This window comes from Micromonospora sp. DT81.3 (assembly GCF_049847225.1).
Taxonomy (GTDB): domain Bacteria; phylum Actinomycetota; class Actinomycetes; order Actinomycetales; family Microbacteriaceae; genus Microbacterium.
This window is the reverse complement of record NZ_JBNCNY010000003.1, coordinates 271,048-290,570: the sequence shown is the minus strand read 5'-3', so window position 1 is coordinate 290,570 and position 19,523 is coordinate 271,048. Positions and strand designations below refer to the sequence as shown.

The window sequence follows — 19,523 nt, the reverse complement described above, 5'->3', positions numbered from 1 at the left end:
GGCAGAGGAAGGGGTGTCCACATGGCTGGATGGGCCGCGCCGCGTACCCCGCACGAGGACGCCGTGCTCGGTGTTCTTCATGCCGTGCGCGCCTTCAGCGACGCCATGGACCGCATGTACGGAGAGATCAAGGGCGACATGGAGATGAATACCACGGACCTCGCCGCCCTCCGGATGCTCGTGGTGCGAGAACAGCGGTCGACGGATGTCAGCCCGCACGATCTCGCGCGTCATCTCAGGATATCCACCGCCTCGACCAGCAAGCTCCTGGATCGGCTATCTGCTTCGGGTCATGTGGAGCGCCGCCCGCACCCCCGGGATCGGCGTGCGCGCATCGTCGTCCTCACCGACGAATCACGCCAGGCGTTCTACACGCACTTCGGCGCGCGCCTCGAGGCGATGAGGGCCGTTGCCGACCGGTACACCGACGAAGAGCTGGCCGTCATCACCCGATTCATCGGGGAGATCTGCGAGGTCGTCGACCCCCAGTGATGCCGCTCGCGCAGGCAAGGAAAAAGTCCCGGAAACCGTGCGGTTTCCGGGACTTTCTTGTTGCGGGGACAGGATTTGAACCTGCGACCTCTGGGTTATGAGCCCAGCGAGCTACCGAGCTGCTCCACCCCGCGGCACAAGAATTAACTCTAGCACGGCCTGCGGAGTCGGTCGAACCACGGCGGAAAAGAGGCACCTCGGTTGCCGCGGTGAGCGGCAATGGCAAGGATGATCAGATGGCCGCCACGAGGGACACCCGCCCAGGAGACGACCTCGACGACGGCCGCGACGAAACGCCGAGCGAGCGTTACGACCGCAACTGGATCGAGGTGCTGCAGGAGCTTCGGGTGCTGCAGACGGGCACGCAGATCCTCACCGGGTTTCTCCTGGCCCTGGCGTTCCAGCCGGCTTTCGCGGACCTCGACGAAGGGGAGCGCACGTTCTACCTGATCCTCGTGGTGCTCTCGGCACTCAGTTCGATCATGGCGCTGGCGCCGGTATCGCTGCACCGCGCGCTGTTCCAGCGGCGGGCGAAGGCGAACGTCGTCGCGTACGGGCACGCCGCCCTCATCGCCTCCCTCGCCACGGTCTCGCTGCTCCTCGTCGGTGTCGTGGCTTTCGTCTTCGAAGTGGTGATCGGAGACGCCGCGGCATGGGTCGCCGCGATCGTTCTGGGCATCCTCATCCTCGTGCTCTGGGTGATCGCCCCGCTGCGCATGCGGGTGCGGCTGGCATCACACAGGCGGTCCGACACGTGAACGCCCTCGCGATCGCCGTGGCGCAGTTCGCCCCGACCGCCGGCGCGGGCGCGAACCTCGAGCTGATCGGCGAGCTCGTCGCGAGGGCGCGCGGCCGTGGCGCGGGGCTCGTGCTGTTCCCCGAGTACTCGAGCTATTTCGTCGACCCCTTCGACGAGTCGGTCGCCGACAACGCCGAGGACATCGACGGCCCGTTCGTCCAGGGTCTGAGGACGCTCGCCGCCCAGCACGGCGTGCACATCGTCGCGGGGCTGCTCGAGCGAGGATCCGATGACCGTCGCGTGCGCAACACCGTGGTGGCAGTGGATGGCGAGCGGATGCTGGCACGCTACCGGAAGCTGCACCTGTACGACGCCTTCGGACAGCGCGAGTCGGACTGGATCGAGGCGGGCGAGATCGAGCCGCCGCAGACCTTCGAGATCGACGGCCTGCGATTCGGACTGATGACCTGCTACGACCTGAGGTTCCCGGAGGTGTCTCGCCTGCTTGCGGACGCCGGAGTGGATGTGGCCCTCGTGCCGGCGGAATGGGTGCGTGGTCCGCTGAAGGAGCACCACTGGCGCACCCTGCTGCACGCGAGGGCGATCGAGAACACGATGTACGTGGCGGCCGCCGATCATCCGCCGCCCCTCGGCGTCGGGCACTCGATGATCGTCGATCCCCAAGGAGTCGAGATCGCCGCCGTCGGTACGACCACCGATGTGGCCGTGGCCCATATCGAGCGCGACGCGATCTCGAATGTCCGACGCGTGAACCCCGCGCTGCGGCTGCGCCGCTTCGGCGTCACACCGCTCTGAGACCCGGGACGAAGCCGCGGGCGCCGGGTGCCCTCAGCCGAGCGCCGCGAGCCGGGATGCCGCCTCTTCGAGCACCTCGACGCGCTTGCAGGCGGCGAACCTGACGAGGGTCGCGTAATCGGCGCGCCGTTCCGGAGTGGCGAAGGCCGTGAGCGGGATGGCGACCACCCCCGCGCGGTCCGGAAGCGCGCGGCAGAACTCCGCGGCATCCGTGGCGCCGATGCCCGCGGCATCCGCCACGACGAAGTAGGAGCCATCCGGCACGGACACGCCGAAACCGGCGGCACGGAGACCCTCGACCAGCACGTCGCGCTTGTGTCGGAGCGTCTCGGCGATCCCGTCGAAGAAGTCGCGACCGAGGCGCAGTCCCGTCGCGATGGCCGGCTGGAACGGAGCCCCGTTGACGTACGTGAGGAACTGCTTGACGGTCAGCACGGCGTCGACCAGTTCGGCAGGCCCGGAGACCCAGCCGATCTTCCACCCGGTTGTCGAGAACGTCTTGCCGCCCGATGAGATCGTCAGCGTGCGCTCCCCCGCGCCGGGCAACGTGGAGATCGGAACGTGGGGAACGCCGAACGTGAGGTGCTCGTAGACCTCGTCGGTCACGATGATCGCGTCGTGCAGGTGCGCGAGGCGCACCACCTCGTCGAGGACCTCCCGCGAGAAGACCGCGCCCGTCGGATTATGAGGGTCGTTGACCAGGATGATGCGGGTGCGGTCGGTGACGGCATCCGCCAGCCGTTCGAGGTCGGGCTGGAAGTCCGGCCAGCGCAGCGGCACCGTGCGCATGGTCGCGCCCGCCAGCGCGACGCACGCCGCGTACTCGTCGTAATACGGCTCGAAGACCACGACCTCGTCCTCGGGACCGTCGAGCAGCGCGAGCAGGGTCGCGGCGATCGCCTCGGTCGCTCCCGCGGTGACGATGACGTCTCGATCCGGATCGAGGTGGAGGCTGTAGAACCGCTGCTGATGCTCGGCGATCGCCTGCCGGAGATCCTGGATCCCGCGCCCGGGTGGATACTGGTTCACTCCGTGTGCGATCGCATCGCGGGCGGCCTCGAGCACCTGCGCGGGCCCATCCTCATCGGGGAAGCCCTGGCCCAGGTTGATCGCACCCGTGCGGGCCGCCAGGGCGCTCATCTCTGCGAAGATCGTCGGTGCGACGACCCCTTCCGCGGACAGCAGCCCGGCACCGGCGGCCGTGCGCTTCCAGGGGCCCGGAATGTTTCGCATCCCGCCCAGGGTACTCGCATAGGCGAATCCCATCCGCGGCATATGAAACGCACAGATACCCCGGGCACTCTGGAGGGAGCTTGTCAGAAGGAGCACTCATGACCGAGAACAACGGCGACATCCCCGCCGAGACCCCCCAGGCCCGCCAGGGCGTCGAGTCGCCGTCGCAGCCGTCTGCGCCCGCGCCGGCTCCCGCTGCATCGGGCGCCCCTGCCGCTCCCACCTACCGCCCCGCGCCGCCGTTGCCCTCCGCCCAGCCGTGGACCGCGCCGCAGCAGACGGCACCCACTCAGCCCCTCGGGTCGTCCGCCGGCACCGGTGACGACCGCGCATACGCCGGCCCGCCCACCGGGCAGTCCTTCGGCGTCACCGCTCCCCAGCAGTCCTACGCGTGGGCGCCGAGCGCTCCCGCCGGCGCCGCGACGGACACCAAGAAGAACAAGGGTGCCGGCAAGGTCGTCGGGCTCATCGTCGCTGCGGCCCTCGTCGGCGGTGCGGCAGGACTCGGCGGAGCGGCCGCCGGCAACTCGCTGTTCCCGGGTCAGACGCAGAGCCCCGCGGCGGCGCCCTCGGCCGTGACCGTCAACAACCCCGACGACGTCAACGCGACCACCGCGATCGCGACGAAGACGCTGCCGAGCGTCGTGACGATCGAGGTCTCCTCCGGTTCCGCCGGTGGCAGCGGCTCGGGTGTCATCCTCACCTCGGACGGCTATGTCGTCACCAACACGCACGTCGTGACGCTGGACGGCGCCACCGCGGACCCCGCCATCCGGGTCACCACGTCAGACGGACACCTCTACGACGCAGAGGTGGTCGGACTGGACCCGGTCTACGACCTGGCCGTCATCAAGCTCGCGGATGCCGAGGGCCTCACGCCCATCGAGTTCGCCGACTCCTCCGACCTCAACGTCGGTTCGAGCACGGTGGCGGTCGGCGCGCCCCTGGGCCTTGCGAACACCGTCACCACCGGAATCGTCAGCGCGCTGAACCGCAGCATCGAGATCGCCTCCGCCGCGGTGCCCGACACCGGTGACGAGTCCGACCAGAGCGAAGAGGCCCCGGCGCCCGGGGAGGGTGGACCGTTCACCTTCGACATTCCCGGGCAGCAGCAGTCGCAGACCCCGTCGGAGACGATCTCGATCTCCGTGATCCAGACGGACGCGGCCATCAACCCGGGCAACTCGGGTGGCGCGCTCGTCGACGGCGAGGGCAGGCTCATCGGCATCAACGTGGCGATCGCCAGCGCCGGCTCCTCGTCCGGCCAGTCCGGCTCGATCGGCGTCGGCTTCTCGATCCCCTCGAACGTCGTGCAGCGCGTGACCGACGAGATCATCGAGAACGGCGTCGCGACCCACGGCCTCCTCGGCGCCAACGTGAGCGCCGCCAGCTCGATCGAGGGCTCGACGATCGCGGGTGCCTACATCGCCGCCGTCAGCGAGGGCGGTGCCGCCGCGAGCGCCGGGTTGCGCGAGGGCGACGTCGTCACCGAGTTCAACGGTGTGCCGATCACCGACCAGGTCGACCTCACGGCGCAGGTGCGCGCAGCGGCCGCCGGCAGTGACGCGTCGCTCACCTACGTGCGCGACGGCGAGTCGGTCACCGTCGATGTGACGCTCGGGACGCTCGGAGAGTAGCCCAGGCGCAGCAGTCCAGAATCAAGGACGCCACCCCGCGATAGGCTCGCGGGGTGGCGTCCTTCTCGTTCGGCGCGGGCAACGCGCAGAAGCTCGTCCGCATCCCGCTGTACCTGCTCGGCCGCATCGCCACCCTGCTGATCCCGCGCCGCGACGGCGCCTGGGTGATCGGGTGCGGGGCCGGCATCGGAGACGGAGCGCTCGCTCTATGGGATGTCGTACGCCGCGAGCGACACGACGCGATCTGGCTGACGGGATCTCCCCGAGAGACGGCGGATGCCGCGGCACGGGGCATACCGACCGCACCGAAGCACTCCGTGCGTGGCTTCTGGCTCACCGCCCGTGCGGGCATCGTGGTGGTGACGCACGGCTTCGGCGACGTCAACCGCTACGCCGTGTCCGGCGCATTCCTGGTGCAGCTCTGGCACGGCATCCCCCTGAAGCGCATCGGGCTGGACTCGCCGGAGACGCTCCGCAGCGGCATCCTGCCGTCGTCGGTGCTGGTGCGGGCGGCGCTTGGCGCCATGTACCGTGGCGCGACCCGGCGCATCGGCGTGCTGCCCGCGGCCTCGCACCTCGCCCGAGGCCGGTTCGAGTCGGCGTTCTCGCTGCCGGAGGATCGCGTGCCGGTGACCGGCGAGCCACGGGTCGACGTGCTCTCGGTCGGCACCGAGCAAGGGCGCCGCGCCGCGGCGACGGAGCTCGTGTCCGGGCTGCTCGGCGAGCTTCCGGCGGACAGCCGGATGGTGCTCTACGCGCCGACGTGGCGCGACGGCGATCCGGATCCGGCGATCCCGGATGCCGAGGAGTGGCGGGCGCTCGTCGATGTGCTGGAGCACCGGAACGCCGTGCTCGTGGTGCGCTCCCATCCGCTCGGCGCGGGGGAGTACCGGCCGCCGTTCGACACCGATCGGGTCCGAACCCTGGGAAGCGGCATCCTCGCCGACATCACGCCCGCCCTGCCCGCGTTCGCGGTGCTGGTCACCGATTACTCGTCCCTCGCATTCGACTGCGCGCTCGTGCCCGTGCCGGCCGTTTACCTGGCGCCCGACGTGGAGGCCTACGCGCAGCGCCGCGGCTTCTACGGAAGGTATTCGGACGTCGCCGGCGACGACTACGCCACGACCTGGAGGGCCGCGGCCGCGCAGCTGGAGGCGATCCTCGGCGACGAGACAGTTCACGCAGAACGGGTCGAACGGTCGCGAGCCCTCAGCGGGCGCGTGCACGCGCATCGCGACGGCCGCAACACGGCGCGGGTGTACCGTGCCATCATTTCTCGCGCCGGCGCAGCCGCCGGCGCTCCGAAGGGAGCCCCATGACCTCCGCCCGCTTCACGATGGACGGCACGCCCGCCTTGATCGTCGAGGGGAACGGACCAGCGCCGAGCAGCGCCGAGCTGGTGGGCGGACGCGCGCGCTCGACCGGCGTGGTGGAGGGCGATGACGCGGGTTGGACCGCCACGATCCCTCTCGAGGCGGCGCGCTGGGGCGGCCCGATGCTTCCCCTGCCGACCGGGGACTACGAGCTGCGCATCGACCGGGCGGAGCCCTCGCATCCTGTTCCGCTCGCCATGCTGGGCACCCTCCGGGCGAGCCTCGAGGGGCACACCGTGCGGATCGGTCCGCCGATCGACCCCGCCTACGATTCGGGCGAGGGCCAGGACGCCCTCGAGCGGCGCTACGCCGCGCGTGCCGGCGGCACCCTGGAGAACGCGGTCTTCTTCGAGAGCTTCTACGGGCGCAACGCGAGCTGCAACCCCCTGGCGATCGATCGCGAGCTCGCCGTTCGATCGCCGTCGCTGACGCGTTACTGGAGCGTCGTGGACTACTCCGTGCAGGTGCCGGACGGCGCTCTCGCCGTCGTCGAGGGCAGCCCGGAATGGTGGCGTGCCCGCGGTGCCTCCCGTTTGATCGTGGTGAACGACTGGCTGCGCCGGCGCTACTCGCGCCGCCCGGGGCAGCGGGTGCTGCAGACCTGGCACGGGACACCGCTCAAGCGGCTGGCCCTGCATCGTCCGGGCTTCGACCCGCGCCGTGCCGCGGCGGTCGTCAAGGAGTCGCGGCGGTGGGACGTGCTGCTCGCGCAGAACCCCTATGCGGCCGGCATCCTGCGCAAGGCGTATGCGTTCCTCACCCGACCGATCTGGGTGGAGGGCTACCCGCGCAACGACGTGCTCAGCGCCGGTGATGCCACCGCGACCAGGGCCGCACTGGGTATCGGCGAGGACGAGAGGGTGCTGCTGTACGCCCCGACCTGGCGCGATGACCGCTCCGAGATCGTCGACTTCGTCGACCCCGCTGCCCTCGCCGCCGAGACGGACGCGGTCGTGCTCGTGCGGGGGCACTCCCGCACCCTGCAGCCGGGCCGCGACACGGCCGGACCGCGCGTGATCGACGTCACGGGCTACCCCGACACCTCGCAGCTGCTGCTGGTCGCCGATGCGCTGATCACCGACTACTCGTCGGTGATGTTCGATTTCTCCGTGACGGGGAAGCCGATGTACTTCCTGGTGCCCGACATGGAGCACTATCGCGGCGAGCTGCGGGGGTTCTACTTCGATCTCGCGGCGCACGCACCGGGCCCCGTCATCCGCACGCAGGTCGAGCTGGTGACGGCCATCCGTGCCGACGACGCGGCACCGTACGCCGAGGCGTACGCCGCGTGGCGCCGCAAGTTCAACGCCCGCGATGACGGCCATGCGGCCGAGCGCGTCGTGTCGAGGCTGCTCGACCAGCACTTCATCGAGGGCTGAGTCAGGCGCGGTGCGGAGCACCATCTCGCTGACCGACCAACGACCAACGGGAATGCCGGCCTCGGCTGCCCCGTTGCAGTTGTCTACCAGCCGACCCAGAGGGAGCCCCGATGGCTACATCCGCGACCACCGGCCTGCCAGACGCCACTGCCGCTCCGGTCGTCGCGCCGTCGGCGCCGAACCCGCCGTCAGTGCATGTCCGCGCGGTCATCACGTGGCTGGCGATCTTCCCGCTCGTCGCGATCGGCATGCTGCTCATCGGACCGGTCTCCGTCGACTGGCACCCGGTCGCCCGGGCGTTCGTGCTCACCCTCATCGTCGTACCCCTTGCGGTGTACCTCGTCGTCCCCCAGTTGATGCGCGCGTACGGCGCGATCCGCGCACGAAAGTCCCGCTGATGTCATCGAGTCGGGGCGGAAGGCGTCTCGCCTGCCGCGTGGTCGCGGCGTGGTCATCCCGACGCCCGCGCCGGTCGAGTCACGTGGGTGCATAGTTGGTATGTGAGCGGCGACGGTGGTGGCGAGCGTTCCCCCACCGGCGCGCGTTTCGAAGAAGCGATCATGGAACTGCTGGCTCAACGCGCCCTCACGTCGACCATCTGTCCGTCCGACGCCGCGCGCGTTGTCGGTGGAGAGAAGTGGCGCGAGCAAATGGACGATGCGCGGGCAGCAGCCGGTCGTCTGGTGGCAGCTGAGAAGGTCGATATCACTCAGCGAGGTGCAGTCGTCGACCTGGCGACTGCCCGCGGTCCGATCCGGATTCGCCGCCGCATGGGTTAGCCCATCCACCTTCCCTGTGCGGGACACCGCGAGCTCTTCACCCGCCCGACATCCAGGCGAGCGGCGATCCCGCGCTGACCCTCACCAGACGTCGATGTGCAGAACCTCCTCGAGCGGCGCACGATGTGCGGGTCGGAAGTCCGTTCCCACGGTGTACGCGACGGGCAGCAGCACGCCTTGGTGCACCGTCGGGGGGATGCCGAGGAGCTCTGCGATCTCGCGCTCGTACGCGAGATGCAGGGTCGTCCAGGCGCTGCCGAGGCCCCGTGCCCGCAACGCGAGCTGCAGACTCCAGGCGGCCGGGAGAAGTGACCCCCACAGACCGGCCTGGCTTCCGGCCTCGAAGTCCTCGGCGCCGGTGAAGATGGCGCCGATCACCAGGACCGGGACATCCCCCATGTGCTCGGCGAGGTAGTCGGCGCTCGATGAAACCCGCTGCTGCACCGCCTGACGGGTCGGGTCGGCGTACGTGCGGGCACCGGATGCGCGATAACGGGCGAATGATCGCGCGTACAGTTCGGCGATAGCCTGGCGCTTCTCTGCGTCGGTGACGACGATCCAGTGCCACGTCTGGGCGTTGCTGCCTGTCGGCGCCTGGAGTGCGACCTCGAGCGCTTCTCGGATGACGTCGACCGGGACGGGTCGTTCGAGGTCGAGCCGTCGCCGCACCGAGCGGGTAGTCGTCAACAGCTCGTCGGGGCTCAGTGGGAGTACGTCGCTCATAGCCCGACGTTATCGGGAGTGGAGGATTCCTCGGCGCCACTCCTTCTCCCCGGGACACATGATGCTGAGGCGCACGCAGACCGACACTGCGGGTTCACTGCGCTTCGAAGGACGCCCGAGGGCGGACGGTGCGTGCAGTGCGTGATGTACCGTCGAGGCGGCTGCTGTCGAAGGGAGCACGCGTGGGCTCGTTCTACATGCGGCTGCACACCGTCGACATGGCTGGCGATATGGACATCGAGGTGGGCGCCTTCGCCACCGCGCACGGCGACGAGAGGGTGCAGCGTGGCGCGGCGCCGAGCGGCACCTACGCGCTGCTGCGTTACATCAATCACTCGCTGCGAGCCCACCGACTCCTCTTCGAGTGGGCCGGAGCGGAGCTCATCCGGTTCGACGTAGAGGAAGCGGATGCCGGTGCCCGCTGGGCCGGGCGATTCGAGATCTACGTGACGGACCCTCGCACCGAGCCCCGCAAGACCCGCTGGGAGACAGAGCTCGCGTTCCTCACACGCTGAGGTGCACATCGCCGCGGCAGCCGGGCATCCGTGCCACCCGTCGGCGGCGCACCCCTGGCCCCGTTCAGCGGGCGGGAGGACAATGAGAACATGGATGCCCCGCGGGGGTCGGTCGTGTCCGAACAAGCGGACGAGTTGGAGCGCCTGCGACGACGCGCCTACGGACCGGAGGCCGACATCGCCGGCGATGCCGCGGCTCAGGCTCGCCTGTCCGAGCTGGAGGCCGCTCAACGCCGACAGCCGACTCGTGTCGGCGATGCCGGCACAGGGGTGCAGGCTCCGATCCCGGAACGCGTGCCGGTCGTTGAGACTGTTGAAGGGTGGCGTTCTGCTTCGACGTCGGTCCATCAGGCTGTCGGCGGGGCGTTCGCCGAGCAGGAGCGTGCTGCAACGTCGTTCATCGCGCAAGACGACGCAAAGGGGTCGACCGCCGATTCCGACGGGATCAACCGAGTCCCCGCGGTGTCGTGGTGGCGGCGCAGCCGCTCGTTGATCGTCGGCGCCGCCATCGCGGCCCTCGTCCTCAACGTGACCCTCACCGCGGGGATCTGGCAGCTGCTTGCTGATCAGTCCGCTCCTATTCCGGCCGAGACGGCGACCGCAGAGACGCCGCGCGTCCCCGCTGGGCAGGGACGTGGGTCGTACGTGCCCGCACCAGATCGCGTGCTCGCACTGCGGTCGGACGGTGTCGCTGCCGATCAGCCGAAGGATCCGGGCGGCAAACTCGATGTTCTGGGAATCAGTCCCGATGGGCTGAAGCGCTATGAGGACTTCGAGAGCCCCGTCGGGAGCCTCAGCGTCTGGAGCGGGGAGTCTCGCTTCGGCATGACCTGCGTGCTCATGGCCGCCTTCGGCCAGCCGATCAGCGACGGGGGGCGCGCCGCCGAAGGGTGCTCCCTCAAAGGCGCCGACACCATTGCGGACATCATGGGGAGCGGCAGTCTCACCCGCTTGGTGCTCAGGGGCGACCACATCAACGTCTACGTGTATCAGGACGGCGCTGACCCGAACGCGTCGCAAGGCTAGCCGGGGCGCTGCATTCACTGTCAATGGTGAAGATGCTGCGTCCCTACCTGACCGTCAGCCCGCTGCGCCACCATGAGCACACGTCGCCGCTGCAACGCCATAGTCGCCTCCATCTCGAGGATGCCCTCGCGCACCTGCTCGGGTGACTCGCCGGACTCGGCAGCGAGGTCCGAGGTTCGCTGCAGCAGCCGCGCGGTGATCGCGCGCTGATACTCGCGCCAATGAGGGGTGTCGTTGTACGCGATCACGTCGAAGCCGGCATCGTGGGCGATGTCGCGGTGGTCTGACACCTGCGGCGGGCGATTCGAGGGCTGACCGTCGAAATCCCAGGTCGTGACGACCAGCCGCGCGCCCGGGCGTGCGATACGGGCGAGTTCACGCAGGGCGGCCTCCTTGTGGGGGGTGAAGAGAAGGGCGTCTACGCTCATGATCGCGTCGGCGAAGCCGTCGGGGAGGCCGGTGGCCTCGAACGATCCGAGCTGGAATCCCGCACGATCGGCGAGCCCAAGCCGGACTGCCTGGGCGCGCGCGGATTCCAGCGCCGAAGCCGCGATGTCGATTGCGGTGAGGCGGGCCCCGGTCGCGCCCGCCACCCAGAGGCCGGGACCGCCACGTCCGCATCCGATGTCCACGAGCGCGCCTCCCACCCGGGGGATTGCGAGCCACTCGGCGATCAGACGCAGTTCTGATCGTGACGTGAATGAGTAGATCTCCAGGCCGGCGGGGTACTCGTCGCCATACACGTCCGCCCAGACCTCGTCGGCGACGGTCGACGCGGGTGTCGAGAACACCTCGTCGAAGGTCCGCGCCCAGTCCTCGAGCTCCGCTGCCATGCGATGAGTATCGGGCCCGTGCCGGAGGAGGGCAAGAGGTGCCGCAATCCGCTCTATCTCGGCTTGATCGCGCTGGATCTGGCTCTGGCCCTGTTCTGGCCGTCCTTCTGGGCGGCGGTGCTGTTGCCGGTGGGGGTGTTCGCCTTGTTGTGGGGAGCGATCCTCCCCGAGGAGCGCTATCTGGAGGGGAAGTTCCGCGCCGAGTACCGTGCGTACCGGGCCCGCGTGCGCCGCTGGCTCTGAGCATGCTCACGTTGTCGGGTTCTACGGCAGCGGCGTGTTGCGGTCGCCGAGGCGGCTGGTGTCGACGGTGTCGTGCGCGCCGCGCAGCAGGCCTCCCAGGAAGCCGACGCCCCACGTCAGGTGGATCGTCGGCAGCACGGCGAGCGTCCACAGCTTGTCGCGCCAGCCGCGGCCCCCGCCGCGACCCAGCGAGACGGCAACGATGAGCAGCGCGTACGCGAGCACGGGCAGGTAGACGACGGATGCCGCCAACGCCCACCACCCGGTCAGCACCCCCGTCAGCTGCAGGACCCCCACGACGAGGCTCAGAACGAGATCCAGCACGAGCGCCGGCGGCGCGAAGAAGCGGACGGAGTTGCGCCGGCCGTATCGGCGCACCAGCTCACCGCGCCAGGTTCCCGTCGCGTGGAACTGACGGGCGAGGCGCACCCAGCTCTCGCGGGGCCAGTACGTCACGGCCAGCGTCGGGTCGAACCAGACCCGGTATCCGGCGGCACGGATGCGGAGGTTGAGCTCCCAGTCCTCGCCTCGGCGGATCGTCTCGTCGAAAAGCCCCACCTCGTTCAGCACGGAGCGGCGCATCACGCCCAGGTAGGCCGACTCGGCCTCGCCCTCGTGTGTGCCACCGTGATATGCGCCGCCGCCGAGCCCGATGGGGGAGTTGTATGCCCGGGCGACCGCGCGCTGGAACGGCGTCAGCCCGTCTGCCCTCATCACGCCTCCGACGTTGGCGGCTCGCGTACGGGACAGCGTGTCGAGGGCGCGCTGTGTGTAGTCCGCTGCCAGTTCGGAGTGCGCGTCGACCCGCACCACCGTGGGCAGCGTGCTCGCGCGGATGGCGATGTTCAGACCGATCGGGATGTCCGCCTCGGGGTTGTCGACGAGGGTGATGCGCGGATCCGCCGCGCGAAGTCGCTCCGCCAGCTCGGTGGTGCCGTCGGTCGACGGTCCGAGCGCCAGCACCAGTTCAGTAGGACCGTCCACCTGCTGGGCGAGCGTGGTCTCCACGGCGCGCTCCAGATAGCGCCGCTCATTGAGCACGGGCATCACGAACGACACACCCGCACCATCGGCGACCGGAGGCGCGTCTTTGCGCCTCGGGTCGTCGACATTCACTCGTCGATCATGTCACGCACCTAAGCTGAAGCGCGTGGGATGGGTCTCGGACGCGCAGAAGGCGATCGCGCTGGTGCGCAGGGCCATGGCGTCCCGCCGCGCGGTGCAGAGCGTGCGGCACACCCTCGACGTGCTGCCGCCGCATCCGCTCCACCACTATCGCGTCGCCGTGTACTTCGCCGACGGCGCGGTGAACATGTACCAGATGAGGCAGTGGTACAAGCCGCTCGCCGAACTGTCGAAGACCTGGCCCGTGGTAGTGCTCTCCCGCGTCGCGACCGGAGCACGGGCGCTGCTGGCCGAGGATGCACCGCCCGTCGCCTTCGTGCCGACGGTGCGGGATGTCGAGGCGTTCATCGCCGACCAGGACATCCGGGTCGTGCTCTACGTCAACCAGAACACGCGAAACTTCCAGATGTTCCGATACGGTCGCCGCTGGCACGTGTTCATCAACCACGGCGAGTCCGACAAGATGTACATGACGACGAACCAGTACAAGGCGTATGACTACGCCTTCGTCGCCGGTCAGGCGGCGAGAGAGCGCCTCGGCCGGGTGCTGTGGGAGTACGACATCGACCGCCGCACGATCGAGATCGGCCGCCCGCAGGCGGACCACTACTCCGGGGCCCTGCCCTACACGCCCGACGAACGAACGGTGGTGCTATACGCCCCGACATGGGAGGGCGACAGGCCGTCGGCGCACTACGGGTCGATCCTCAGCCACGGGGAGGCCCTCGTGCGGGCGCTGCTCGCCACCGGCACGCACCGCGTCATCTACCGCCCGCATCCGCGCAGCGGAGTGGTGAACCGCGAGTACGGCGCCGCCAACCAGCGCATCATCGCCGCGCTCACGACCTCCAATTCCGCCGATCAGGCGGCGCATCACGTGTTCGACGACGGCCCGGAACTGGGGTGGCAGCTCGCCGCGGCGGATGTCGCGGTGGTCGACATCTCCGCGATGGTCTACGACCGGCTGGCTGCCGGCAAGCCACTGCTCGTGACGCGCCCCATCGACCCCGAGGCGGCCGTCGACACCTACGGTTATCTGCAGGCGTGCGAGTGGCTGGATGCCGCATCCGCCCCCGCGGTCGTGGGCGAGGTAACCCGCGTGCTGGGCGATGAAGCGGCCACCGCGCGGCTCACCCACTGGGTGACGCACTATTTCGGCGACACGTCACCCGGTGCCGCGACGGCGAAGTTCCACGCCGCGATCGAGCGGCTCATGGGGGAGTGGGACGTGTGGCACGACCGCGCGCTCGACGACGACGAGCAGGAGAACGATCCGGAACCGGAGGAGGCCGAGTTCGACGACTCCGAACCCGGGCTCAGTCCCGGGCGATGAGCCGCGAGATCGCGAGCAGCGGGATGGGGACCCACGTCGGGCGATTGCGCGACTCGTAGATCGCCTCGTACACCGCCTTGTCGAGCTCGAGAGCGTCGAGCAGGTGCCGCGTCGCGTCGAGTTCCGCGCCCGACGCCGCCGCATAACCCCGCAGGAAGGCACGCCGCGCCGTGAGCGCCCACTCGCGGACAGACTCCCTGGAGCGGTCCGGCTGGTCGAGCCGGATGGAGCCGGCGACGTAGTCGAACGAGCGCAGCATGCCGGCGACATCACGGAGTGCCAGGTCGGGTCGCACGCGCTCGGCCATCGGTCGCATGGGCTCGCCCTCGAAGTCGAGCAGCACCCACCCCCGGCCGGGGACGAGGATGACCTGACCCAGGTGGTAGTCGCCGTGGATGCGCTGCAGCGCCGGCCACCGCTCCTCGGCGGCACGCCCGTAGACGGCCTCGATCGCGTCTTCGCTCGCCGCCAGCTGGGGCACTTCGGCGATGGCCGTCGACAGCCTCCGCCGCCACGTACGGCGGGTGGCGTCTCGGTCGGCGGGCGTCGTCTCGTTCGACGGGAAGAGGGCGGAGAGCGACACGTGGACTTCGGCGGTTGCGACGCCGAGCGCGTACGCGCGGTCGGAGAAGTCCTCCCCGGATGCCGCGGCGCGCAGTGCCACGCGCCACGCGTCCTCGACCCCCGGCAGGAACTCCTGGGCGAACGCGAGCGATCCGCTCGTCGTGTTGCGGGGGTCGCTGGGATCGGGCCACTGGCCCTCGATCGAGCCGATGGCACGGGGCACCCGAGAGGAACCGGCAGCGGCGAGCGCGGTCTGCAGCTCGATGTCGGGGTTGAGGCCGGGGTGCACCTGGCGGAAGACCTTGCAGATCACCGGCACGTGGGCGGCGTTCTCGAGTCGGTAGACGATGCTCGTGTTGGACTGCTCGCCGGTGACCACGGCCGATTCGGCGTGCCGCGCGGTCGGCGGAGCCGCCGGCGAGGGAACGCCGCGGGCGAGCGTGCGGGACCCGCGCCCCTCGCCGCCGTGCGCGGCCATCCGCAGCAGCGCTCCTGCGTAGGCGGGGTCGAACGGACCGTCGATGAGGGTCGTGCCGGGTTCGGGGTTGCCGATCACGTGGGCGGCGGCGGCATCGACGGATGATGTGGCCCGCGCCACGACGGGCACCTGATACGTCACGGGCGGGAGGGAGCCCTCGTCTGTGACGAGGTACGTGCGGACGTGGGCGTCGCTGTCGTCATCGGCACCAGGGTCGAGGGGAAGATCCCAGGATGCGACGAAACGGAGGGTGGGTGTTCGGCCCTTGGCGGCATACCAGCGCTGCCTTGGCATCCAGGCCGCAAGACACGCCAGTGTGCTGTCCATCCTGTGAGACTATTGCCCGCGCGGCGCACGTGTCGATTCGGGCAGTAAGCGCTTGCGCACGGTCAGCGGCCTCCTAGAGCGAACACCGGCACAGCGGTGTGCGCGGCGGCCGATGCCAGGGCCCGGGCGGCAGGGGGGACGTCGCCGTTCAGCCCGCCGACCGTGACGCGCACGAACTCGGGTGCGCCCTCGGGGCCGCCGCCGACCATGAAGGGCGATCCCGAGGCGACCCGGATCTCGGCTGCCGCGAGCTGCACGATGGCGGCCCGCTCGCTGACCACCGGCAGCCACAGGTTGATGCCATCGGGAAGGGCGAGCGCGATTCCCTCTTCGGCGAGCGCCATGACCAGTGCCCTCTGGCGTGCGGCGTACGTTGCGCGCGCCAGTTCGACCTGAGCGGTGGCCGCGGCATCCGTCAGCAGGTCGTAGAGGATGCGCTGCAGCATGCGCGAGGTCCACCCAGGGCCGAGCATCCGCCGGGCCACGATCCGGTCGATCACCGCCGATGGACCGCCCAGTGCCGCGATCCGCAGATCGGGACCGTGTGACTTCGAGAAGCTCCGGACGTGGACGACGCGGTAGGGCAGCCAGCGGCCGATCGAGACGTCCGGAGCCAGCGAGATCAAGCCGGAGTGATCGTCCTCGACCACCACGACGTCCGCGGCGTCTCGGTGCGTCTCGAGGATCTGCGCCAGCTCCCGGGCGCGCTCCTCGGTCATCGACGCGCCGGTCGGATTGTGGGCTCGCGGCTGGAGGAGAACCGCACGCACGCGGCGACCGAGCGCGCTCGACAGTGCGGCGGGAGTCACGCCGCACTCGTCGACGGCCATGGGCACCGCATCCGCTCCGAGTGCGTCGAGCAGGTCGTAGAAGGGCGGGAAGCCGGGGCTCTCGATGGCGACCCGGTCGCCGAAGCTCAGGAGTTCTTCGAGGGTGCGGCTGATGCCGTCCAGGGCTCCGTCGACCACGGTGATCGACTGCGCCGTGGTCGGCCAGCTCTCGGCGAGCACGCGTGCGAGCTCCGGCATGACCGGCAGCTCCTGATAGCTTCCGGTCTCGGCCCGCATCGACACGCGCCCGAGCGCGGGCCCGAGCGGCGGCAGCAGCGCCGGATCAGGGGTGCCCCGGGAGAGGTCCAGCTTGAGGGGTTCGCCGTAGCCCGCCAGTCCTCGCATCCGCGGGGTGAGCCAGTCCCTCCGGCGTTCTCGCACGAACGACCCGGCGCGCCCGCGCGATTCGATGAGGCCGGCGCGGCCCAGCGCCTGCCACGCGGCGCTGATCGTCGCCGGGCTCACCCCGATGGCGGCCGCGAGCGTGCGGACGGTCGGCAGGCGGTCGCCGGGTGCGAGATCACCGGCCGATACGCCCCGGGCGATGGTCGCGGCGATGCCCCCCGGCGATCGATCCGGGAACTCGAGAGGAAAATCCATCGACGCCAGACCTTTCGCTGGGACCCGAAGGTGATGAACAATCGCAAAAGCGGGGAAACACAAACGAAATGTTCACGCATCACGATAACAAAACCGGAACGACGACAGACGGGAGCGGGGAATGGCCACGGTACGAGCCGCCATCACCCAGACGACATGGACCGGCGACAAGGAGTCCATGATCGCGAAGCACGAGGGCTTCGCGCGCCAGGCGAAGGAGCAGGGTGCCCAGATCATCTGCTTCCAGGAGCTCTTCTACGGGCCCTACTTCGGCATCACCGAAGACAAGAAGTACTACCGCTACGCTGAGCCGGCCGACGGCCCGATCGTGCAGCGTTTCGCGGCCCTCGCAAAGGAGCTCGAGATGGTCATGATCCTCCCGATCTACGAGGAGGACATCACCGGCGTCTACTACAACACCGCCGTGATCGTCGAGGCAGACGGCACGATCCTCGGCAAATACCGCAAGCACCACCTGCCGCACCTCGACCGCTTCTACGAGAAGTTCTACTTCCGGCCCGGCAACCTCGGATACCCCGTGTTCGACACCTCCGTGGGCAAGGTCGGCATGTACATCTGCTACGACCGGCACTTCCCTGAAGGATGGCGAGAGCTCGGCCTGAACGGCGCGCACGTCGTCTTCAACCCCAACGCCACCAAGCCTGGCCTGTCCAACCGGCTGTGGGAGGTCGAGGGCCCTGCCGCCGCCGTCGCCAACGGCTACTTCGTGCTTCAGCCCAACCGCGTGGGGCGCGAAGACAACGAATACGGCGAGCTGGCCGTCGACTTCTACGGCACCAGCCAGGTCATCGACCCCCGTGGCAATTTCGTCGGGGAGCGCGGGTCGGGCTCCGAAGAGGAAGTGCTCATCCGAGACCTGGACATGGACATGGTGCGGGAGATGCGCGACGACTGGCAGTTCTATCGCGACCGCAGACCCGACTCGTACAACTCGATCGCGAAGCCGTAGGCACGGGGGATGGCATGACAACGACACTTCTCACCGGCGGGACGGTCGTCAGCGCGACCGGGCGGGTGCAGGCCGATGTGCTCATCGACGGCGAGCGCATCGTCGCCGTGCTCGCACCCGGATCGCAGCTGCTCGGGACCGACCTGACCGCATCCGTCGACGCCGTTCTGGACGCCACGGGAAAGTACGTCATCCCCGGGGGGATCGACGCGCATACCCACATGGAGCTTCCCTTCGGAGGCACCGCCGCGTCCGACACCTTCGAGACCGGCACCCGGGCGGCCGCGTGGGGCGGGACGACGTCGATCATCGACTTCGCGGTGCAGCGCTACGGCGAGCGGATCGAGGACGGTCTCGCCGCGTGGCATGCGAAGGCCGCCGGCAATTGCGCGATCGACTACGGCTTCCACCAGATCATCGGCGGGGTCGATGACGACGCGCTGGCGGCGATGCCCGGCCTGATCGACGAGGGCATCACGAGTTTCAAGCTGTTCATGGCCTACCCAGGCGTCTTCTACTCCGACGACGCCCAGGTGCTGAAGGCCATGCAGGTCAGCCGCGACACCGGGCTCCTCACGATGATGCACGCCGAGAACGGGCCCGTCATCGACGTGCTGGCGGAGCAGCTCGTCGCCGAGGGCAAGACCGACCCCTACTTCCACGGCATCGCCCGTGCGTGGCAGATGGAGGAGGAGGCGACGCACCGCTCGATCATGCTCGCGAATCTCACCGGCGCGCCGCTGTACGTCGTGCACGTCAGCGCGAAGCAGGCCGTCGAGCAGATCGCCACGGCCCGCGACCGCGGTCAGAACGTCTTCGGCGAGACATGCCCGCAGTACCTGTACCTCTCCCTCGAGGATCAGCTCGGGGCATCGAGCGAGCAGTTCGGTCGGTTCGAGGGTGCGAAGTGGGTGTGCTCCACCCCGCTGCGCTCCCGCGCCGAGGGGCATCAGCACTCGATGTGGCAGGCGCTGCGCACCAATGACCTGCAGATGGTCTCCACCGACCACTGCCCGTTCTGCATGAAGGATCAGAAGGAGCTCGGCCTCGGCGACTTCCGCAAGATCCCGAACGGCATCGGCTCGGTCGAGCACCGCATGGACCTCATGTATCAGGGCGTCGTCACGGGCGAGCTGACACTGGAGCGCTGGGTCGAGCTGACCAGCACGACCCCGGCCCGCATGTTCGGCCTGTACGGCAAGAAGGGCGTCATCGCCCCCGGCGCGGATGCCGACATCGTGATCTACGACCCGAACGGGCACACCTCGATCGGATATGGGAAGACCCACCACATGAACATGGACTACTCGGCGTGGGAGGGCTACGAGATCGACGGGCACGTCGACACGGTGATCTCGCGGGGGCGCGTGATCGTCGACAGCGGCCAGTACCACGGTGCGGCCGGGCACGGGCAGTACCTCCGCCGCGGCCTGTCGCAGTATCTGGTGTGAACGTGCTGTCGCCGCGTTTCGTCTCGCTTCGCTCGCTCAACGACCGGGGGGTCTAGC

At 69.4% G+C, this 19,523-nt stretch carries 20 protein-coding genes and 1 tRNA gene; 14 read left to right on the top strand and 7 right to left on the bottom strand.

Annotated elements, in window-relative coordinates; translation table 11 throughout:
• Positions 1–21: 21 nt before the first annotated feature.
• Entirely contained in the window at positions 22–492 is a 471-nt protein-coding gene (locus ACPW96_RS09160) for a MarR family winged helix-turn-helix transcriptional regulator (protein ID WP_425820206.1), read from the top strand.
• Positions 493–552: 60 nt separating this feature from the next.
• Here the strand turns inward: ACPW96_RS09160 and ACPW96_RS09155 are convergent.
• Positions 553–626: transfer RNA gene (locus ACPW96_RS09155), tRNA-Met, on the bottom strand.
• 102 nt (positions 627–728) lie between these two features.
• Here ACPW96_RS09155 and ACPW96_RS09150 point away from each other — a divergent pair.
• Positions 729–1,250, top strand: coding sequence for a DUF6328 family protein (locus ACPW96_RS09150; protein WP_425820207.1), 522 nt, complete (start codon positions 729–731; stop codon positions 1,248–1,250).
• On the top strand, positions 1,247–2,047 hold the full coding sequence (locus tag ACPW96_RS09145; RefSeq protein ID WP_425882812.1) for a carbon-nitrogen hydrolase family protein: 801 nt from the start codon (positions 1,247–1,249) through the stop codon (positions 2,045–2,047). Before ACPW96_RS09150 ends, ACPW96_RS09145 begins: the two co-directional genes overlap by 4 nt.
• 33 nt (positions 2,048–2,080) lie before the next feature.
• On the opposite strand, the gene ACPW96_RS09140 is transcribed toward ACPW96_RS09145, so the two are convergent.
• Positions 2,081–3,187: an aminotransferase class I/II-fold pyridoxal phosphate-dependent enzyme gene (locus ACPW96_RS09140; RefSeq protein WP_425882954.1), complete on the bottom strand. Its 1,107-nt coding sequence runs from the start codon at positions 3,185–3,187 to the stop codon at positions 2,081–2,083.
• 191 nt (positions 3,188–3,378) lie between these two features.
• Between ACPW96_RS09140 and ACPW96_RS09135 the strand changes: the two genes are divergently transcribed.
• From ACPW96_RS09135 to ACPW96_RS09115, 5 genes are all read left to right on the top strand, one after another.
• A complete protein-coding gene (locus ACPW96_RS09135) occupies positions 3,379–4,917 on the top strand; it encodes a S1C family serine protease (protein WP_425882811.1) in 1,539 nt (512 codons plus the stop codon).
• Between the two features lie 53 nt (positions 4,918–4,970).
• On the top strand, positions 4,971–6,236 hold the full coding sequence (locus ACPW96_RS09130; RefSeq protein WP_425882810.1) for a CDP-glycerol glycerophosphotransferase family protein: 1,266 nt from the start codon (positions 4,971–4,973) through the stop codon (positions 6,234–6,236).
• Positions 6,233–7,669, top strand: coding sequence for a CDP-glycerol glycerophosphotransferase family protein (locus tag ACPW96_RS09125; protein WP_425882809.1), 1,437 nt, complete (start codon positions 6,233–6,235; stop codon positions 7,667–7,669). The genes ACPW96_RS09130 and ACPW96_RS09125 overlap by 4 nt, the downstream gene beginning before the upstream one ends.
• Positions 7,670–7,779: 110 nt before the next feature.
• Positions 7,780–8,067: a hypothetical protein gene (locus ACPW96_RS09120; RefSeq protein ID WP_425882808.1), complete on the top strand. Its 288-nt coding sequence runs from the start codon at positions 7,780–7,782 to the stop codon at positions 8,065–8,067.
• 102 nt (positions 8,068–8,169) lie between these two features.
• Positions 8,170–8,448 (top strand): DUF3253 domain-containing protein, encoded by a 279-nt coding sequence (locus tag ACPW96_RS09115; protein ID WP_425882807.1) that lies wholly within the window; start codon positions 8,170–8,172, stop codon positions 8,446–8,448.
• An 81-nt stretch (positions 8,449–8,529) separates the two neighbouring features.
• Here ACPW96_RS09115 and ACPW96_RS09110 read toward each other — a convergent pair whose 3' ends face one another.
• On the bottom strand, positions 8,530–9,171 hold the full coding sequence (locus ACPW96_RS09110; protein ID WP_425820215.1) for a nitroreductase family protein: 642 nt from the start codon (positions 9,169–9,171) through the stop codon (positions 8,530–8,532).
• A gap of 182 nt (positions 9,172–9,353) precedes the next feature.
• Here ACPW96_RS09110 and ACPW96_RS09105 point away from each other — a divergent pair, with 182 nt between their 5' ends.
• Both ACPW96_RS09105 and ACPW96_RS09100 read left to right on the top strand, forming a co-directional pair.
• Positions 9,354–9,686, top strand: a complete 333-nt coding sequence (locus ACPW96_RS09105) for a hypothetical protein (RefSeq protein WP_425882806.1) — start codon at positions 9,354–9,356, stop codon at positions 9,684–9,686.
• A gap of 90 nt (positions 9,687–9,776) precedes the next feature.
• Complete coding sequence (locus ACPW96_RS09100) at positions 9,777–10,712, top strand: hypothetical protein (protein WP_425882805.1); 936 nt, start codon at positions 9,777–9,779, stop codon at positions 10,710–10,712.
• A 20-nt stretch (positions 10,713–10,732) separates the two neighbouring features.
• On the opposite strand, the gene ACPW96_RS09095 is transcribed toward ACPW96_RS09100, so the two are convergent.
• Positions 10,733–11,545 (bottom strand): class I SAM-dependent methyltransferase, encoded by an 813-nt coding sequence (locus ACPW96_RS09095; RefSeq protein WP_425820218.1) that lies wholly within the window; start codon positions 11,543–11,545, stop codon positions 10,733–10,735.
• 3 nt (positions 11,546–11,548) lie between these two features.
• Here ACPW96_RS09095 and ACPW96_RS09090 point away from each other — a divergent pair, with 3 nt between their 5' ends.
• Entirely contained in the window at positions 11,549–11,788 is a 240-nt protein-coding gene (locus ACPW96_RS09090; protein WP_425820219.1) for a hypothetical protein, read from the top strand.
• A gap of 21 nt (positions 11,789–11,809) precedes the next feature.
• Here the strand turns inward: ACPW96_RS09090 and ACPW96_RS09085 are convergent, their stop codons facing one another.
• Positions 11,810–12,904, bottom strand: a complete 1,095-nt coding sequence (locus ACPW96_RS09085; RefSeq protein ID WP_425882804.1) for a glycosyltransferase family 2 protein — start codon at positions 12,902–12,904, stop codon at positions 11,810–11,812.
• 34 nt (positions 12,905–12,938) lie between these two features.
• Here ACPW96_RS09085 and ACPW96_RS09080 point away from each other — a divergent pair, with 34 nt between their 5' ends.
• Positions 12,939–14,246, top strand: coding sequence for a CDP-glycerol glycerophosphotransferase family protein (locus ACPW96_RS09080; protein WP_425882803.1), 1,308 nt, complete (start codon positions 12,939–12,941; stop codon positions 14,244–14,246).
• Here the strand turns inward: ACPW96_RS09080 and ACPW96_RS09075 are convergent.
• Together ACPW96_RS09075 and ACPW96_RS09070 are read right to left on the bottom strand one after the other, a co-directional pair.
• Positions 14,230–15,615 (bottom strand): maltokinase N-terminal cap-like domain-containing protein, encoded by a 1,386-nt coding sequence (locus ACPW96_RS09075; RefSeq protein WP_425882802.1) that lies wholly within the window; start codon positions 15,613–15,615, stop codon positions 14,230–14,232. The two genes, ACPW96_RS09080 and ACPW96_RS09075, sit on opposite strands and share 17 nt — an antisense overlap.
• Positions 15,616–15,677: 62 nt before the next feature.
• Positions 15,678–17,045 carry an aminotransferase class I/II-fold pyridoxal phosphate-dependent enzyme gene (locus ACPW96_RS09070; RefSeq protein WP_425882801.1) on the bottom strand — a complete coding sequence of 456 codons (1,368 nt, stop codon included), beginning with the start codon at positions 17,043–17,045 and terminating at the stop codon, positions 15,678–15,680.
• A 121-nt stretch (positions 17,046–17,166) separates the two neighbouring features.
• Here ACPW96_RS09070 and ACPW96_RS09065 point away from each other — a divergent pair, with 121 nt between their 5' ends.
• Both ACPW96_RS09065 and hydA read left to right on the top strand, forming a co-directional pair.
• Positions 17,167–18,015, top strand: coding sequence for a nitrilase-related carbon-nitrogen hydrolase (locus tag ACPW96_RS09065; RefSeq protein ID WP_425820223.1), 849 nt, complete (start codon positions 17,167–17,169; stop codon positions 18,013–18,015).
• Between the two features lie 14 nt (positions 18,016–18,029).
• Positions 18,030–19,466, top strand: a complete 1,437-nt coding sequence (hydA, locus tag ACPW96_RS09060) for a dihydropyrimidinase (protein WP_425820224.1) — start codon at positions 18,030–18,032, stop codon at positions 19,464–19,466.
• Positions 19,467–19,523: the final 57 nt, after the last annotated feature.

What these genes read in the sequence shown, in the direction of transcription:
- ACPW96_RS09160 (WP_425820206.1), top strand. Translation starts at nt 22, where the DNA reads ATGGCTGGATGGGCCGCGCCGCGTACCCCGCACGAGGACGCCGTGCTC.
- ACPW96_RS09150 (WP_425820207.1), top strand. Translation starts at nt 729, where the DNA reads ATGGCCGCCACGAGGGACACCCGCCCAGGAGACGACCTCGACGACGGC.
- ACPW96_RS09140 (WP_425882954.1), bottom strand. Translation starts at nt 3,187, where the DNA reads ATGAGCGCCCTGGCGGCCCGCACGGGTGCGATCAACCTGGGCCAGGGC.
- ACPW96_RS09135 (WP_425882811.1), top strand. Translation starts at nt 3,379, where the DNA reads ATGACCGAGAACAACGGCGACATCCCCGCCGAGACCCCCCAGGCCCGC.
- ACPW96_RS09125 (WP_425882809.1), top strand. Translation starts at nt 6,233, where the DNA reads ATGACCTCCGCCCGCTTCACGATGGACGGCACGCCCGCCTTGATCGTC.
- ACPW96_RS09120 (WP_425882808.1), top strand. Translation starts at nt 7,780, where the DNA reads ATGGCTACATCCGCGACCACCGGCCTGCCAGACGCCACTGCCGCTCCG.
- ACPW96_RS09110 (WP_425820215.1), bottom strand. Translation starts at nt 9,171, where the DNA reads ATGAGCGACGTACTCCCACTGAGCCCCGACGAGCTGTTGACGACTACC.
- ACPW96_RS09100 (WP_425882805.1), top strand. Translation starts at nt 9,777, where the DNA reads ATGGATGCCCCGCGGGGGTCGGTCGTGTCCGAACAAGCGGACGAGTTG.
- ACPW96_RS09095 (WP_425820218.1), bottom strand. Translation starts at nt 11,545, where the DNA reads ATGGCAGCGGAGCTCGAGGACTGGGCGCGGACCTTCGACGAGGTGTTC.
- ACPW96_RS09090 (WP_425820219.1), top strand. Translation starts at nt 11,549, where the DNA reads ATGAGTATCGGGCCCGTGCCGGAGGAGGGCAAGAGGTGCCGCAATCCG.
- ACPW96_RS09075 (WP_425882802.1), bottom strand. Translation starts at nt 15,615, where the DNA reads ATGGACAGCACACTGGCGTGTCTTGCGGCCTGGATGCCAAGGCAGCGC.
- ACPW96_RS09070 (WP_425882801.1), bottom strand. Translation starts at nt 17,045, where the DNA reads ATGGATTTTCCTCTCGAGTTCCCGGATCGATCGCCGGGGGGCATCGCC.
- ACPW96_RS09065 (WP_425820223.1), top strand. Translation starts at nt 17,167, where the DNA reads ATGGCCACGGTACGAGCCGCCATCACCCAGACGACATGGACCGGCGAC.
- hydA (WP_425820224.1), top strand. Translation starts at nt 18,030, where the DNA reads ATGACAACGACACTTCTCACCGGCGGGACGGTCGTCAGCGCGACCGGG.